The organism is Actinomyces sp. (assembly GCF_030530635.1).
In the GTDB taxonomy this organism is placed as follows: domain Bacteria; phylum Actinomycetota; class Actinomycetes; order Actinomycetales; family Actinomycetaceae; genus Actinomyces.
Genome location: NZ_JAUMUL010000032.1, coordinates 1 through 16,970, shown reverse-complemented (window position 1 = coordinate 16,970; position 16,970 = coordinate 1). Strand labels below are relative to the sequence as shown.

13 protein-coding genes are annotated in these 16,970 nt (G+C 67.6%); 5 read left to right on the top strand and 8 right to left on the bottom strand.

Going from position 1 to position 16,970, the window contains the following annotated elements; translation table 11 throughout:
• Nucleotides 1–254 precede the first annotated feature (254 nt).
• The 8 genes from Q4A20_RS08685 to Q4A20_RS08650 all read right to left on the bottom strand — a co-directional run bounded on the left by Q4A20_RS08685 (nt 255) and on the right by Q4A20_RS08650 (nt 11,806).
• A complete protein-coding gene (locus Q4A20_RS08685) occupies nt 255–1,727 on the bottom strand; it encodes an NCS2 family permease (protein WP_303122333.1) in 1,473 nt (490 codons plus the stop codon).
• 84 nt (nt 1,728–1,811) lie between these two features.
• A complete protein-coding gene (locus tag Q4A20_RS08680) occupies nt 1,812–3,026 on the bottom strand; it encodes a DUF3027 domain-containing protein (RefSeq protein ID WP_303122331.1) in 1,215 nt (404 codons plus the stop codon).
• A 70-nt stretch (nt 3,027–3,096) separates the two neighbouring features.
• Nucleotides 3,097–5,481, bottom strand: coding sequence for a helicase-associated domain-containing protein (locus tag Q4A20_RS08675; RefSeq protein WP_303122330.1), 2,385 nt, complete (start codon nt 5,479–5,481; stop codon nt 3,097–3,099).
• A gap of 51 nt (nt 5,482–5,532) precedes the next feature.
• A complete protein-coding gene (locus tag Q4A20_RS08670; protein WP_303122329.1) occupies nt 5,533–6,696 on the bottom strand; it encodes a family 16 glycosylhydrolase in 1,164 nt (387 codons plus the stop codon).
• A gap of 230 nt (nt 6,697–6,926) precedes the next feature.
• Complete coding sequence (locus tag Q4A20_RS08665; RefSeq protein ID WP_303122328.1) at nt 6,927–8,558, bottom strand: glycoside hydrolase family 36 protein; 1,632 nt, start codon at nt 8,556–8,558, stop codon at nt 6,927–6,929.
• 5 nt (nt 8,559–8,563) lie between these two features.
• Nucleotides 8,564–9,907, bottom strand: coding sequence for a sugar ABC transporter substrate-binding protein (locus Q4A20_RS08660; protein WP_303122327.1), 1,344 nt, complete (start codon nt 9,905–9,907; stop codon nt 8,564–8,566).
• Between the two features lie 43 nt (nt 9,908–9,950).
• Nucleotides 9,951–10,865, bottom strand: coding sequence for a carbohydrate ABC transporter permease (locus tag Q4A20_RS08655; protein ID WP_303122325.1), 915 nt, complete (start codon nt 10,863–10,865; stop codon nt 9,951–9,953).
• A gap of 5 nt (nt 10,866–10,870) precedes the next feature.
• Nucleotides 10,871–11,806: a carbohydrate ABC transporter permease gene (locus Q4A20_RS08650; protein ID WP_303122324.1), complete on the bottom strand. Its 936-nt coding sequence runs from the start codon at nt 11,804–11,806 to the stop codon at nt 10,871–10,873.
• Nucleotides 11,807–11,899: 93 nt separating this feature from the next.
• Between Q4A20_RS08650 and Q4A20_RS08645 the strand changes: the two genes are divergently transcribed.
• The 5 genes from Q4A20_RS08645 to Q4A20_RS08625 all read left to right on the top strand — a co-directional run bounded on the left by Q4A20_RS08645 (nt 11,900) and on the right by Q4A20_RS08625 (nt 16,947).
• A complete protein-coding gene (locus tag Q4A20_RS08645) occupies nt 11,900–13,057 on the top strand; it encodes an ROK family protein (RefSeq protein ID WP_303122323.1) in 1,158 nt (385 codons plus the stop codon).
• Between the two features lie 152 nt (nt 13,058–13,209).
• Complete coding sequence (locus Q4A20_RS08640) at nt 13,210–14,925, top strand: DNA repair helicase XPB (RefSeq protein ID WP_303122322.1); 1,716 nt, start codon at nt 13,210–13,212, stop codon at nt 14,923–14,925.
• A 158-nt stretch (nt 14,926–15,083) separates the two neighbouring features.
• Nucleotides 15,084–15,572 (top strand): YbaB/EbfC family nucleoid-associated protein, encoded by a 489-nt coding sequence (locus tag Q4A20_RS08635; protein ID WP_303122321.1) that lies wholly within the window; start codon nt 15,084–15,086, stop codon nt 15,570–15,572.
• 64 nt (nt 15,573–15,636) lie between these two features.
• Nucleotides 15,637–15,954, top strand: a complete 318-nt coding sequence (locus Q4A20_RS08630) for a hypothetical protein (protein ID WP_303122320.1) — start codon at nt 15,637–15,639, stop codon at nt 15,952–15,954.
• Nucleotides 15,955–16,038: 84 nt separating this feature from the next.
• A complete protein-coding gene (locus Q4A20_RS08625; protein WP_303122319.1) occupies nt 16,039–16,947 on the top strand; it encodes a hypothetical protein in 909 nt (302 codons plus the stop codon).
• The last annotated feature ends 23 nt before the right edge of the window (nt 16,948–16,970 follow it).

Here is a 16,970-nt window from a genome sequence, read left to right as displayed (position 1 = left end):
GGTGGGGAGGAGACTCCAGTTTTCATTGTGACGGCGGGCGCGGCGTCGGGCCGCACGGGGTTACGGGATCGGTCCGATTGTACATCTGTACATCAAAGAAAGAACAGGGGGTCAGCAAAATCGGGGGTCGGTTACGGGCGCACTCACCCCGACGGCCGGCCACTTCACCCCGACCGCCCGCATCGCATCCGTCGACGCGCACCCCCGCCTTCGACCACCGCCGGCCCGGGCCCGGCGGGCCCGCCGTCACGCAGTCAGCCCACGCCGAGGATAGCCTTGATGGGTTCGAGCGTGAAGTAGATCACGAACAGCAAGGAGGCCACCCACATCAGCGGGTGGATCTGCTTGCCCCTGCCACGGGCCAACTGGACAACCAGGTAGGAGACGAAGCCCGCACCGATGCCGTTGGTGATGGAGTATGAGAACGGCATCATGATGATGGTGATGAAAGCCGGCAGGGCGATCTCCGGCGTCTTCCAGTCGATGTCAGTAACCTGGGTCATCATCAGGAAGCCGACGACGACCAGCGCCGGGGTCGCCGCCTCATAGGGCACCATCGACACGATCGGGGCGATGAACATGCTGGCCAGGAACAGCATGCCGGTGACTATTGAGGCCAGCCCGGTGCGGGCCCCCTCACCGACACCCGCGGCGGACTCGATGTAGGAGGTGTTGGAGGACACGCCCCCGGCGCCGCCCGCGATCGCGCCCAGCGAATCAACCACGAGGATCTCGCGGGTACGCGGCGGGTTGCCGTTCTCGTCCAGCAGGTCGCCCTCGGCACCAATGGCGACCATGGTGCCCATGGTGTCGAAGAAGTCGGCAAGCATGAGGGAGAAGACGAGCAGCACCACTGAGACGACGCCGACCTTCTCGACGCTGCCCAGCAGGCTGAACTGGCCCAGCGTCGCCAGGCTCGGCAGCTCTACGGGTGCGCCCTGCAAGGAGGGGATGGACAGCGACCAGCCGGTGGGGTTGGTCTCCTCGTTGAAGGCACCCAGGTGGGCGAAGGCCTCGATGACGGCGGCCAGGACGGTGGACGCGACGATGCCGATGAGGATCGATCCGCGCACCTGGCGCACGTGCAGCACCAGGATGAGGAACAGGCCGAACAGGAACACCAACACCGGCCATCCCTGTAGGGAGCCGCCCAGGCCGAGTTCCAGGGGAGTGCCGCCAGCGCGCACCACCTTGGCGTCCACCAGACCGATCAAGGCGATGAACAGGCCGATGCCCACCGAGATCGCGGTCTTTATGTCCGCCGGGACTGCTTTGAACACCGCCTCACGGAAGCCGGTGAGTACGAGGACCAGGATGATGACGCCCTCGATCACCACCAGGCCCATGGCGTCGGCGTAGGTCATGCCGCTCATGCCCACCATGGTGTAGGCGACCATGGCGTTGATGCCCAAGCCCGCAGCAAGCGCCATCGGGTAATTGGCGAGCAGACCCATGAGGATCGTGATGATGCCCGCGATGAAGGCCGTACCCGCAGCGATCTGCTGTGGGGTGCCCAGGGGGGCGATCCCGTCGTGGGGTGTGGACAGTACCAGCGGGTTCAGAACCAGGATGTAGGCCATCGTGAAGAACGTGACGATGCCGCCGCGGACCTCGCGCGCCACGGTTGAGCCGCGCTCAGTGATGCGGAAGAAGCGGTCCACCGCACTGCGGGAGGGGCTTGACTTCGTTGATTCGGATGCTGCGGGAGTTGGGGTGTGAGTAGTCACGGGACCGGATTGTCCCAGACGCCGCGGCGACGACGAAACCGCAGCCACACCTTGGGACGACCGTGGCCGCGGTGCTCCCGCCCTTCAGGAGCGGGAGGGTAGCGCGGCCTCCAGTTCGGCCAGCGCCGTGGCCGCGTCGCTGGGCCGCGCGGCATCGTGGTGGCCGTGTTCCTGAGCCAGGTCGGCGACGGCATCACGAGCGGAGGCGGCGCGGCGCAGCGCATCGGCCTTCTCCGCCTCGGCGGGCTCCTCCGACTGGACCGGGACCTGCGCGTGTCGTTCCTCCCGACCACGCCCGGAGTTCTCAGCGTCCTCCGCAGCGCCTTCCTCCGCAGCACTGTCATCCGCGGCGGCGGGGCCGGCTGAGTCTTCGACGGGCGCGGCGTCTGTGGCCGCGCCCAACTCCTCCGCCCGGACCTCGTCGAGGCCGTGCCCGCCGCGCAAGTCGGAGCCGTTAGTGGCCAGCGGCTCCATGGCCGCCTCGTCCAGACGCGAAGGCGTCACCGGCCACTCCGGTCCCTGATCGGGCAGATCCGTCTCTGAATGGGCGCCGCAGCCGTGATCCATCGATACTACGCGGCCGTCGTCGGTGGCCCACTCGTTGGCACACACGCCGAAGGTGTTGCGCAGGCGCCCGGCCATGGGCAACAGGAAGCCGCAGGTGGAGCAGGTGGCATGCGCCTTGCGTACGCCGTCGGCGTCGGGGCCGTTGTCCCCGTCGTACCAGCGCTGCGCCGCACGACGGTAACCCTCGGCGGACAGTACCCGGGCGCGCCCGAGGTCGAGTTCATCCAGGGCGACGGCATCGGAGTCCTCACCGGTGGCCTCCCAGCCGGGTTCGAGGCGCTCGTCGGTTTCACGGCGAGGCAGCCGGTCGGAACGAGAGGCGTCTCCGGGACGCAGGCGGTCCGCCCACGGCACCCAGGCGGGGGCGAGCAGGGCCTCCTCTCCGGGGAGCAGCTCCAGCTCACAGATCGTGGCGGTGCGGCCGCGCGGGGGGCGGGCCATGGTCACGGCCCAGCGCCAGCCACGATAGCCGGCTAGATTGCATTCGAACAGATGAGTGATCAGTCGCTTGTCCAATTGGCGGGAGGCGGCGTATCGGCCGACGCTGACCGGCTCGGTGATCTCTCCCAGGGCACTGCGGGCCGCCTCAATGGCGACCTCGGAGGTCAGCACCTTGTCTCTGGCGGCGGCGGCCTGCTGCGCCGCCGTCGGCAGGGCGCCGGGACGGTCGCTCGCGGAGCGCTCCGACCGGCTCAAGGGGTTCTTCGACGTGTCTGTCGCTGCGTCAGTCACGGTTCCAGTGTAGGCGGCCGGTCCAACTCGTGTCCGTAGCATTCACCGCCCACGTGATCGCCAGCGGGGGTCACGGGCCTTCGACCGACACGATACGGTGGACGGCGACGGTCAGTTCCGTCTCCCGCACCGAATCGGCCAGACGGACCCGCCCGGGCTCGACGGCCATAACCCGCACGGTGCGTTCCTGCACCGCTCCGTCGGGCCCGGCCAGGCGCAGACGCACTCGCCCCCGGGAGGCCTGTGCCTGCCTCAGCAACGCCAGGACGTGCACCGGGTCGATGGCTGCCGTCGGCGCATCGCCGCTGGCACGCCGCATCTCCTCGCCTGCGCGCATCCGCGCCACCAGGGCGCCCAACTCCCGGCGACCGGGGCGGCGTCGACGGACGGTGTACTCGTTGCCGGGATGAGCGGGCGCCGGGGAGGGCGCACGGCGTCCGGTCCCGGGATGGGCGCTCACCAGCACCCGGCCGCGCTCGTTCTCCAGGACGGGGGCGAGCCCGCCGGCGCGCAACTCGCGCAGCACCACCCCGGCGGGCGCAGTTGACAGGATTACGCCGGGCGCCACCTCGTCCAGGCCCAGGTCCACCAGGGCGGCGTCGGCGAGGATCCCGGCGGCGACGGCCGGGTCGGCCACCCGCAGAACGCTGGTGACCTCGCGCACGCGCACTGCCCCATGGCGCCGGGCGGCGTCTTCGACGAGAACCTTCAGCGCCCCCGGCAGGGGGGCCGGGCTGAAGCCGCTCAGGACCCGGAGGAGCTCGGAGGCGGACCAGCCGCCATCCAGGGCACGGCGCACGGACTGGGGGGTGAATCGGACAGTCAGAGCACCGCCCCGGGACTCGACGACGCTGCTGCGCTCCAGCACGGCCACCAGTGCGGGGGCAGGACGACCCGGGACGATCGCGGTCAGATCGGACTGCACCAGGAGCATGTCCACCGGAGCGGGCAGATCCGCCGCCAGCGCCTGCTCAAGTGCAAGGAGAACCCGCCCGTCGAGGTCGGGGTCGGCGCCGGCAGTGGCGTCCACGGGTGGGGCGGACTCGGCGTCGACATTAAGGGATGCGGCCAGGACGTGCCCGGCGCGGCTGAGAGCACCGCCACCGGTGATGCCGAGCAGTTCCGCCTCGGCCAGCACCGCGGCCACGGCCCCCTCGGGCAGGGGTCGGCGAGGCAGGGCGAAGGTGAGACGGGCATGGACCCAGTCGGCGTTGACGGTCGTGCCCTGCGGCAGTGAGCCGAGCAGGACCAGGATGCGGTGGCGCAGCCCGGCCGCCCAGGCGGCCTCGACATCGGTCCCGAGGACGGGGCGCAGAGCGCCGTCGTCGCCACGGGTGCCCACGAGCCAGGGGGTGCGTGCCGAGCCGGCCCAGGCGACCGCGAGCGCCGCCCACTGCTCGGGCAGCTCGCAGTCCAACCATGCTGGGACCGTGTCCGCCGGCACCCAGGCGGTCCCGGCCTCGTCCAGACCGAGGAGTTCGGCGCCGGCGGCCAGTTCGATGATGGTGGCGGCCGCCGACCGCTCCAGGTCGAGCGCGGCGGCAGTGCGGTCGAGTGCCCGTACGCCCACGCCGCCGGTGCGCAGGATCCGCCCGCCCTCCCGGCCCCATTCGGCAAGCAACTCACGGGTGAGCCGAACCACCTCATCGGCGTGGTTTACGGCCTCCGCGGCGATCGCGTCCGCAGTCAGCGTCTTCAGGTCGTCGACGTCCGGGGGCACGAGGGGCTGACGAACCAGACGACCCGCACGCAGGGCGAGGCCGATCTCCCGCGGAAGTATGAAGCGGGTGCGTCCGGCGGCGTCGGCGTCGCGTTCGAGCCAGCCGCGGCGGACGAGTTCAACCGCGCCGGCGGAGCGGTGGCCCGGATCAAGGGTGCCGACCGGCGGCCCCCAGGCGAGGGCCTGCAGCACCTTGATACCGGCGATTGGGGCGGGGGCCTGCTCCAGGGCGGTGAGCGCGGGTGGGAGCTGTTCGGAGGCGAGCGGCTCGGCGGCGGCGGGGCCGAGTCCGAAGGGATAGGGGCCGAAGGCGTCGGCGAGCCCGGGGACCGGGCCGACGTCTATTACCAGCGCCAAGCGGGCGAGCACCACCAGGCGAGCGGCGACGTCCTCGACAGCCAACTCCAGGGCGGGCGCCAGGGCGTCGGCGTTGGTATGGCCCAGGGCGACGACGGCCTCGGCAACGGCGATGGTGACTGCATCCAGGTCACGCAGGGCGGCCTCCACACTGGGACGGGCGCAGGCGCGCGCGGCCAGGGCGGTGAAGGAGGCGGAGGGCGGAGACACCAGATCGGGACGGGCGGCGAGAAGCGCGGCGACGTCGCGATCGGGCAGGGCCATCAGGTGGGCGGCCAACTGCTCGACGCCGGCTCCCGTGAATGCGCGTCCAGAGTTACGCGCGCCACTTCCCAGCGGTTCCTCGGCGCGAATTGGACCGGCATCACCTGCACCCACCCGCACCAATCTACCCGGGTCGCCGCCACCTCCCCCCAGCCCCTGTGCAAGTCAGTAGTCGACCCGTAGGTTCCCGAAGTCCGGCGCCGGACCATCGGGGTTGTCCACCGTGATGGAGTTGACTCCGGCTGAAAGCCTCACCTTGATCGGCAGCTTGGAGAAGTTCCCCGTGAAAGTGCCGTTAGACACTCCCTTGATCTCCGCCTCCACCAGACCGGCAACCAGCACGCGGAAACTGCGCTCCTCAGCACACCGATAACTGAATGTCAGCGTGTACTCCCCGTCCTCCGGAACCCACACATTGGCCAGTGTGGCGTCGTTCCCGTCTCCGCCGAGCCATCGCGTCACCCACCTGTCGGACCGAGTCTGACCACGCAGGTAGCCATCCGCGATGGTCAGCTCATAGGGGAGGCTCGGAGTCTCCTGATAAGCCCTGAAGTAATCGATTTCGAAGTACTTCGGGTACGGCACCGCCGGATCGTACGGTCCGGTCCAGCCTCCCTTGAGATTGTCATAGATACCCAACAGGGTCATCATGGGATAACCCACCGTCATGCGCGTAGACGCTACCGTGACCCCATCAATGGCCATCCTCATCCCCCGAGCATCCCAGTCGAATTCAAAGACGTGGAAGTCGTCCGCGAAGCTCGCACCATCCGGCAGCACAAAGGATTGCTTAATGGGGAACAGGCCGAAGTGATCCCTCCAGGCATGCACGGAAAAGGCTCCGCCGGTGGCCCGGTCCTTCCCGAGAACCTCGAAGATATCGACTTCGCCGGACTCTCTCCCGATGATGCCGGCACCTTCGGGCTGATCCTGATTGGCGCCGATCATCCACCAGGCGCAATGGCTCCCGCCACCTTCCGCCATACGCGCCCGGAGCTCGAAGTGTCCATACTTCTGCAAATGACCTCTGAACGGGACCACATCTCTCGCCGTCCCCGGATAGTTGGTCCAGCGATGCAGGTCATTGCGCTCGTAAGTCTGCACGGAACTGATCCGCATACCCGAATCGTAGGCCGGATCCCACTCCTGCCGATCCTTACGCATTATCAGACGCAGATGTCCGTCGACGACATCGTAATCGGCCCTCGTAGCACCCGTGGACCAGTGAGGCAGGTAATCATCCAAGAACAACCCGCCGTCAAGGGACTCCGAAAACTCATCCGACGCGATCAGATGATACCCTCCCAACTGAGGAGTAGACGGATCCACGCGAGGAGTCAGCGGAGGCAACGGGCTAGCCGTAGATATATCCAGACCATTCTGGATCCGACGCTCACGGGACACTCTCGAGGCCGGCGCCTCAGATGCGACCGCAGGGCCGCCGGCGGCTGAGAGGGCGAAAGCGGATAAGGCCCCTCCCAGAATAGCTCGCCTACGCACACCGAAGGCGTTGTCAGACATTTTGAGTCGCTCCTTTCCATGTGTAAACATACTCGATCTCATTTTGCCAGGATGCGGTCGCTGATGCGAACGGACGGGTTGATCCAGGGCTCGAAGTCAACGATGCTCCCGTCCACTTCGAAGCGGTAACGACCCGTGTTGTGCACCCGCGGTCCGGACCTGGCACGGGCGCACAGCGCACGGACCTGCTGCCGCTCGGCCTCCGTCAACCACGCGTCCGGGTCGGAACAGCCGACAACTCCGGCCACTAGCGCCATGTCCCGCGTGATGGCACACGCCTCGGGGCTTAGGAGTGATCCCCGCGAGCGCACGAAGGCCACATCCGGATCCGTGGCTACGATGCCACTCAGCCATCTCCTGGCAACAGCGGCACGCAACGCGTTACGCACCCCCGGACCGCTGGGGTCGCGGTGCCGCTCGGTGTTGTCCCAGTACGGGGCTGTATCGGGGCCCACACGTATTCCGTCCACCAATCCCAGTGAGGGCGCGATTACAGCACCCGAGGCCATCAGGTAGGCATCGGGAGCGGCCTCCCGCACGGCCTCCAGCCCGAGCCGATACGCCTCCTCCCTGTCCAGACTGCAATGACGGACGCCACACATGGCGGCGGCGTTGAGGAAGTCCAGTTTGAGGTAGCCAAATCCCCACCGAGTAACCCGCCCGATTAGGTCACGAACCCACTCCAGCGCAGCTGGGTTGGTGCAGTCCAAGGCGAAGTAGGGCGCCGCCCAGTTGTAACCGGCTACAGCCGGCTCCCCCGATTGTGCGCGCACGAGCAGTTCGGGATGGAGCCGAGCCACCGGTGATTCCGCCGACACAATGAACGGGGCCAGCCACAGCCCGGCCTCCATGTCGGCGTCGTGAATGCGCTCCGCGAGAGCGGCCATTCCCTCGGGGAAGTCCGAATTGGGCTCCCAGTCGCCCACGGCGCGCTGCCAACCGTCGTCTATCTGGACGACGCCGTAGCCGTTGGCCGCGGCCGGGAGGATCTCGGCCTCGATCCTCTCGGCGGTGATTTCCTCGAACCACGAGTACCAGGAGGACCACACGGGCCCCGGATCATCGCGCCGTGCGCGCGGCTCCACGGACAGCCCGACGGAGTCCGCCAGGGCTTGCGTCCAACGCCCGAACACCTCCAGCTCCGGGCCGACACCGATCCACCAGTCGATTCCGGCCTCTGCGTCGGCGCCCTCGACTACTTCTCCATGGTCCCGGCCGGCCCGGCCCAGAGTGGTCGCCTCGATTCGTCCGGGTAGTACATCGAGGACGCCGCTCCTGCCGGCGAGACTGCCCACCAGCAGATACTCCACCTCCCCAGGTGCATCCGGGCTCTCCGGCAGCTCCACGGCGGTGAGCAGGTAGGAGCGGTGGCGGTCGTAGCGGTCGGTCGCGAGGTCCTCCGCGGTGGCCGTGCGCTCGGGGTTCTCCCACACCCTCCAGGGGCGGCGCCCCTGAGACCACCAGGAGGTCGGTGACCATGACGTCCACCCGTGCCGGTAGAACTCCGCGGTGTCCCGGCCAGGGTGCTCGACCACCATGGAGCCGGCAGGCAGGACGACGCCGACTGATGGGTCGGCTGTATGCGGGCTCTGTCCGGCGAGGTCGCCCTGGAGGGTCCAGGTGGTGCCTTGACGCGTCAGGATCAGCTGTACGGACACAGGGGACGTCATGGCTATCACTCCTCCAGCAGGGAGTTGACCTTGGTGGCCAGCTCGGGCAGGGCGGTGGCGGGATCGGCCTCACCGCGCTGGATTCGTTCGATCACCACGTCGGCCTCGGAGTTGATCTCATCGGCCTTGAAGGTGATCGGGTAGTAGGACAGCGCCTCGGGGTCCTGGGCGATGTCGAGGAAGGCCGAGACGTCCACTCCGGCGGCCTCGTGGGCCTTGGCGGCGGCCTCGGACTGTGCCGTGATGGACGGGAAGACGACGGCTTCCTGGGCGATTACCGACTGGCAGGCCTCGGAGGTCAGGTACTTGACCCACTGCCAGGCCTCATCCTGATGCTTGGATGAGGCGGTGATGGAGGGAGCCAGACCGTTAATGATGGTCTTGCGCCCCTCGGGACCCTTGGGCAGCGGGGCGAAGGCGAACTCCTGCGCCTCGGAACCGGCCCAGGTGTTGATCCGCCAGGAGCCGTCGGGAACCAGGGCCGCCTTGTTCTGCTCCATCATTGGCTCCAGCCCCAGGTTTCCGGCCTGCTCAACCGGAGTGACATAACCGGCATCGATTTGCTTCTGCCACCAGGCCATGGCCTCGATCAGCTTGGGCGAGTCGAGGTTGTAGCGGGTCCCGAAGGGATTCTTGTCCAGGTAGTCGAAGCCGTTGGACAGGGCCAGCCAGGACCAGGGGCCCTGACCGACTACCCCACCGCCGGTCTCCAGGCCCCAGCCGTAGGTGGCCACCTTGGTCTTGTCGAAGCCGGGCTCATCTCCCCGCACGCCGTTCTCGTCGACGGTCAGGCGGGCGATGAGCTTGCCGAAGGAACCGCCGTCGGTCGGGTTCCAGTCCAGGTTTTTAAGATCAGCCGGATCGACGCCCGCGTCCTTTACGTCCTTGACGTTGTAGACCAGGGCGATGGTGTCCCAGTCCTGGGGGATGCCGTAGGTCTTGCCGTCGTAGTTCCACAGGGAGGCCAGGTCACCGGTGTACTGGTCCAGGTCGATCCCGTCCTTCTCAATGCGGTCCGACAGGTCCGCCAGTGCTCCCTTGGAGGCGAACTCGGGGTAGTGGGCGACGTGGTTGGTGATCACGTCCGGGGCGGTCCCGGAGTTCAGGCCGACGGTGAGGTTCTGCCAGTAGTCGTCCCAGCCCTTCTGATCGATGGTGACGCCGATGCCGGTCTCCTTGGTGAAGGCGTCGGCGCACTTCTGGTAGGCCGTCTGCTGGTTGGGGTCCCACAGCGAGTAGACGATGTTCTTGCCGCCGTCGCCGTCGGAGCTGAGTTCCGCCGGGGTGCAGGCCGCCAAAGTCGCGCCGGATAGGGCGACGGCGGTCAGGAACGCGATGGTGCGTTTCATGGTTCTCTCCTTCGAGATGGGATTGGGCGCCGATGGCGCGGTTTCACTTGGCTGAGGTGAGGCTGATGGAGGAGACGAGCTTGCGGCCCAGTACCAGCAGGACGATCAGCATGGGGATCGTCTGCAGGGTGGCTGCGGCCATGAGGCCGGTCCAGTCGGGGCGGGTGGAGGGCGAGCTCTGTTGGAAGACGGCCAGCGCCACGTTGAGCAGGCGGACCCCGTGGTCCTGGCCGATCAGCTGTGGCCACAGGTACTCGTTCCAGGCGAAGACCGCCTGGATAATCGCCACTGTGGTGATCGGCGTGGCAGTCATCGGGACTATCACCTTGCGGAAGGTGGTCCACGAGCCTGCGCCGTCGAGCATGGCCGCCTCCTCCACCTCCCGGGGCAGCGAGAGCATGAACTGGCGCAGGAAGAAGATCGCGAAGGGGCTGACCAGCACGTAGGGGGCGAGCAGGCCGGTGAAGGTGTTCAGCAGGCCCGCGTTCTTGATGAGCACGAAGTTCGGCAGCACGATGAAGATCGGGGGGATCATCATGCCGGTCAGCAGCAGCCCGAACAGCAGGTCCCGCCCGGGGAAGCGCAGCCGGGAGAAGGCGTAGGCGGCCATGGTGGAGGTAGTCACCTGGCCCACTACCAGCAGCGCGGTGAAGATCAGCGAGTTGCGCAGATAGAGCCAGAAGTACATCTTGGCGCCCGACCCGCCGGCGGCGAGGCTCTCCTCCACGCCGACCAGCCCGAGTACCCGTTTGAAGTTGATCAGAGTCAGGTTGCGCGGAATGAGGGAATAGTCGCCGTTGAAGACCTCGGCGTTGGAGATCAGCGCGGTGCGGATCGCCCAGGCGAAGGGCGTCAGCGTAATCAGCAGCAGCAGGATCAGCAGGGCCCAGCCCAGGACTCGGCCGGGGCGGCGCAGCAGGGCGGGCCGACGAGTAACGGTGCGTGCGGTGTCGGTCATGTCATTCACCCCAGATCCGATTCCGCTGCCCGGGAGACCCGCAGCTGGATAAGTGTCATGACCAAGATGATCAGCAGCAGTACCACGGCCATGGCCGCGGCGTAACCCATCTGCCCCTGCTGGAAGGCCTTCTCGTAGATGTAGAAGTAGATCACCCGGGTTGCTCCCACGGGACCTCCTTTGGTTGCGACGGCGACGGTGTCGAAGATCTGGAAGGAGCCGATCATTGAGACGACGACGACCATTACGAGCACCGGTCTGATCAGCGGCAGGGTGACGGACCACAGGGTGCGAGCGGTTGAGGAGCCGTCCAGTTCAGCGGCCTCGTAGACCATGCGGGGGACGGTTTGCATGCCGGCGAATATGAGCAGCGCCGTGTAACCCATGTTCCGCCACGAGTTCACCAGTGCCACAGTGATGATCGCCAGGTCGGGGTTGCCGTAGAAGGCAATGGGGCCCACACCCACGCCGCCCAGCAGGTGATTGAGCAGACCGACATTCGGATCGAGGACGAACAGGGTGATCACCGCGATGGTCACATTGGGCACCAGCCACGGCACCAGCAGCATCGAGCGCACGAGCGTGGAGTGGCTGATGCGCTGCATCAGAAGCGCGATCCCCAGGCCGGCGGCGGTCTGCGTGGTGATGTTGACCAGCACGTAGGTGGCCGTGATCACCAGGCTGTGCAGGAAGTTCTCATCGGCCAGGAGCCGGCGGTAGTTGCCCAGTCCGACGAAGCGGGGCTGCGTGATCAGGTCCCAGTCGGTCAACGAGATCTGCAGTCCGCGCGCCATCGGGATCAGATAGAACACCAGGAAGCCGACGAGCGCGGGCGCGAGGTAGGCGTAAGCGGTCAGCACGTTGCGGCGTCGCCGCGCGGACCGGCTTGCGGACCGCGATACGGGCTCGATCTGAGCTGCGGTATGAGCGAGGTCTGTCATCCTTGAGTCCTCAGGAGGAGTTGCGATGCAACCATTAAAACTATACTTACTTATTAAAGTCAAGTCCGCCACCACCCTTGCCTGGAGCCTGTCGTGAGAGCACCCCGCCGCATCCAACGCCGCGCCAACATGTCTGCCGTCCTGCGCTACTGCCTGGGCGGGCCACAGACCCTGGCGGACATCGCCGCAGGAACCGGTATCACCCGCCCGGCAGCCGAGTCGGTGGTGGCGGATCTGAGCGAGCTCGGCTGGCTGACAGAGACCGCCGTAACCCCCCAAACGCCCCGGCCGGGCAGACCCGCCACTTATGTGGGCCTCAGTCCGGACGCGGGCCATGTGCTGTCCCTGGACATCGGCGCGCACCACGTCACCGCGATGGCCGCCGATCTGGCCGGCACCGTCTTGGTGCGCAGTCGGCGGGAACTGGCCGAGGATCTATCGGCAGACGCCAGATTGAAGGCGTCCACCGAACTCGCCCGCAAGACCCTGTCGCGCGCCGGGGGCGGCCCCCTGTGGACCTGCACTGTGGCCTCACCCGGCGTCGTGCATGACGGGCGCGTGGCCTACTTCGGCGGCTACGGCATGCCCGGATGGCAGGGCATTGAGTTGGATGAGGCGGTCCGCGTCGCACTGGGCTCCAGGGTTCGTAGCGCCGGCGACTGCACGCTGGGAGCACGGGGAGAGTCCTGGAAGGGCGCTGCCGCGGGGGTTGACGACGTCGTCTTCATCCTCGCAGGCAGCCGTACCGGCGCCGCCAGCGTGATCAACGGGCGGGTTCACGAGGGCCTCCACGGGGCCGCCGGCCTGATCGGTGAGCTGCCGCAGCTGCGGTGGCGCGAACTGGAGGACGAGACCTTCGCCGACTCCCTTTACGACGGCGCGAGCCCACGCCGCGAGCAACTGTTCGCGTCCGCTCGACGCGGGGAGGCACAGGCATTGTCCGCACTCGACGAGTACGCCGATGTGCTGGCCACGGGAACCGCCGCCATGGTGCTCGCGGTAGCGCCGCAGGTGGTCGTCGTCGGCGGCGCCTTCTCCGCCCAGGCGGACCTGTTCCTGCCCCGATTCACCCGCAGGCTCGGTGAGCTGTGTCCCTTCCCCCCGCAGGTAGCGGCGTCCCGACTGGGCGACGACGCCGTCGTTATGGGCGGCCTCAGACTCGCCCTGGACGACATCCTGGACGGTATCGACTCCATCGTACGCGAGGCGGACTACTTCCCCTCCACCTCACCGGCGAGTCTATGGCAGTAGCCGCACGGCATCGCCGTCGCCCGGGTCAGGATGCCGTCATATCAGCCGATCTCGGCACATAACTCCTACCGATCTCGACGTCGATCCGCCGGTGGTGAAGGCGTCTGCTGGGTCACGGCGGCGGGCGCCGCGCCCCTGCGATACTCCCGCCCATGTCAGACCCCGGCCACTCCCCCGCCGCCGCGCCCGACGGCCCGCTGATCGTCCAGAGCGACAAGACTGTCCTGCTGGAGGTCTCCCACCCGGATGCCGCCGACGCCCGCCGCGCCATCGCGCCCTTCGCCGAGCTCGAGCGCGCCCCGGAGCACATCCACACCTACCGGATCACCCCGTTGGCGCTGTGGAATGCGCGCGCCGCCGGCCTGGATGCGGAGACGGTGGTCCATGTACTGATCACCTATTCGCGCTTCCCGGTGCCGCATTCGCTGCTGACCGAGATCGCCGAGACCATGGGCCGCTACGGGCGGCTGCAGCTGGTGACCGACCCGGCGCACGGTCTGGTGCTGCACGCCACCGACGCCCCCGTCCTGGCGGAGGTCATGCGGTCCAAGCGCACCAAGGGTCTGCTGGGGGCACGCCTGGGGGACGCGGACGTGGTGGTGCACCCCTCCGAGCGCGGTCACCTCAAGCAGGTGCTGATCAAACTTGGGTGGCCGGCGGAGGACCTGGCCGGCTACGTCGACGGCGAGGCGCACCCGATCGCGCTCAAGGACTCGGCGGCGGATGTGGCAGCCGGGGTCGAGGGCGCCTTCGCGCTGCGGCCCTACCAGAGCGAGGCGGTCGATTCCTTCTGGGCGGGTGGCTCCGGCGTCGTCGTGCTGCCGTGCGGAGCGGGCAAGACGCTGGTGGGGGCGGCCTCCATGGCCCGCTCGGCCACCACCACCCTGATCCTGGTGACCAACGCCGTCTCCGCCCGCCAGTGGAAGCAGGAATTGATGCGCTTCACCTCCCTGACCGCCGATGAGATCGGCGAGTACTCGGGCTCACGCAAGGAGATCCGGCCGGTCACGATCGCCACCTACCAGGTGCTGACCACCAAGCGGAAGGGCGTCTATCCGCACCTGGATCTGCTGGATGCCCGCGACTGGGGACTGATCGTCTACGACGAGGTGCATCTGCTGCCCGCCCCGATCTTCCGTATGACGGCGGACCTGCAGGCCCGCCGTCGGCTGGGGCTGACGGCGACGCTGGTGCGTGAGGATGGGCGGGAGGACGAGGTGTTCTCGCTGATCGGTCCGAAGCGCTACGACGCCCCCTGGAAGGACCTGGAGAATCAGGGGTGGATCGCTCCGGCCGTGTGCACGGAGGTGCGGCTGACGCTGGACGCCGGGGAGCGGATGACCTACGCCACCGCCGAAGCCGATGAGCGCTACCGGCTGGCCGCCTCCACGCCGGCGAAGCTGCGGATCGTCGAGCGCCTGCTGGCCCGGCACCCCGGGGAGTCGGCGCTGGTGATCGGCCAGTACGTGGATCAGCTGGAGGAACTGGCGGAGCATCTGGGGGCGCCGCTGATCACCGGGTCGACGACGGTGCGCGAGCGTCAGCGCCTGTACGAGGCCTTCCGCTCCGGCGAGGTGAGCACGCTGGTGGTCTCCAAGGTCGCCAACTTCTCCATCGACCTGCCCGGCGCCTCGGTGGCCGTGCAGGTGTCGGGTTCCTTCGGCTCGCGGCAGGAGGAGGCGCAGCGGCTTGGGCGGATTGTGCGCCCCAAGGACGACGGGCGGCAGGCACACTTCTACACGGTGATCGCCCGGGACACGGTGGACCAGGAGTTCGCCGCCCACCGGCAGCGCTTCCTGGCCGAGCAGGGCTACGCCTACGAGGTGATCGACGCCGAGGACCTGGAGGACCTGCAGGCGTCCAGATAGTCGGCGCAGGCGGCGCCTGGCACCTCGCTGTGGCGGCTGCTTTGAGGGCCTCGGTGGTGGTTTGTGGTGATTGTCACGTGGGGTTTGGGTGGTGTGGGGGTTATGGGGTTGTTGCCGTCGCGGGTGTGGGTTGGGATGAGGCTTCGCTTGAGGAGCGTTTGGCGCGTATTCGTGCGGATGTGGAGCGGTCTCGGCGTGATGCGCGGGCGGCTGTGCGGTTGCGGGAGCGGGCTGAGGGTATTCGGGTCAAGGGTTCTTCTCGGGGGCGTGAGGTGAGTGTGGAGATTGATGTGGCGGGCCGGTTGCTGGGGGTTTCGTTTCTGCCTGCTAGTGAGGATTTGTCGCGGCGGGGTTTGTCGGATGCGGTGATGATGGCGTTGGCTGATGCGCGCAGGCGGGCGGGCGAGCAGGTGCGGCTGGTGGTTGATGAGACCCTGGGTGCGGACTCTGCTCTGGGTAGGCAGGTGTTGGAGTCCTATCGGCAGGATCAGGGCGCGGACGACGGCGTGCAGCGGCAGCGTTCGGGTGACTCGCAGCCGCGGCGTGATGGTGGTGAGGGCCGGGACGGGCGGTCGGCGTGGATGGTGTCGCCCATGCCGGTGCGGCCTGCGCAGTGGGGCGATCCGAAGGGGCCGGGGCGGCGGTGAGGCTGTGCCGGTGCCGTGCTGTGGTGGTGTAGGTGGTTTTGCTGCTGATGGTGTGTGGGGAGTGATGGTTGTGGCGGATGGTATTGAGATTGACACCGATGTGCTGCGCTCGGGTGGCAGTGATGCCCTGGGTGTGGCTGATGGTGTGGGGGTGGTGGTGGATGCTGGTGGGCAGGCGTTGGCGTCGGATGCGTTCGGGGTGTTGTGCTCGCCTTTGTTTGTGCCGGCTTATGCGTTGTTGTCCACGGCGGTTGCCGGCGCGGTGGGTAGCACTGGCCAGAGCGTGGAGGACGCGGGCCTGGGGCTGCGGGCCGTGGCGCAGGAGCTGGACGACACCGATGATGATGCGGCTACCGGTGCCCGGGCCCTGGGCGGGTGGTAGCCGGGGCCCCTGCCCGCTCTCCCCCGGGTCCTGTCCTGGTTCGTGGTCCTGCTTGTTCGTTTTGTTCGTTGTTCTGCTTGGAAAGTGATCCCTGTGAATAGGTACTTCGAGCTCATGGGTGACCCGGTCACCGGCCAGCCCGTCACCAATGACACCACCAACACCACCACCGCGGGCGGGGGCACCACCACCGCCACGGCTGGCGCTGGCGATGGTGGTGGTTTGCCCGGTGAGCCCGGTAGCAGTGGTGGTGGCGCCTTCGGCGGCGGGGGTTATGCCGGCGGGGGCGGCTCCGGTGGTGGTTTTGGTGGTTCCGGCGGCTCCTTCGGTGGGGGTTCGTCTGTTGGTGGGGGTAATCCTTTGGTGGCGCAGGCGCAGGAGACTTCGACGGGGTTGTCGGGGTTGCGTCTGATTGAGGATAGCCAGGATGTTATTGACGCGTTGGAGACTGACTCGTGGGTGGATGACGCGTTTGCGGGGTTGGCGACGGTGGCGGATACGGTGGCGCTGGGGCTGGACCCGATCGGTGAGGTGCTGGGCACCGCGATCGGGTGGGTGATTGAGCACCTGGACCCGCTTAAGACCTGGTTGTATGAGCTGACCGGTAGTCCCGGGCAGGTGGCTGCGGGGGCGCAGACCTGGGCGAATATCTCCACCAAGCTGGGTGAGTGCAGCGTGGACCTGACCGACTCGATCCAGGTGCGCCTGGCCGGGCAGGAGTCTGTGGCGGTGGGTGCGTATAAGTCTTTTCAGCTGGATAACGCCGCCCGCCTGTCGCTGGCGGCCTCACTGTCCGGGGGTATCTCGACCGCGCTGACGGTGGCGTCCACGATCGTGCAGATCGTGCATGACATGGTGCGTGACGCGATCGCCGACGTGCTGGCCAAGCTGACCACCAAGCTGGCACTGACCGTGCTGACCGCGGGGGCGGCGGCGATCTGGGCGGGTTCGTCCCTGGCCGTGGTGGTGGAGCCTGTCAAGTTTTCTGTGTAAGCGGGTTGTTGCTTACAGGTAGG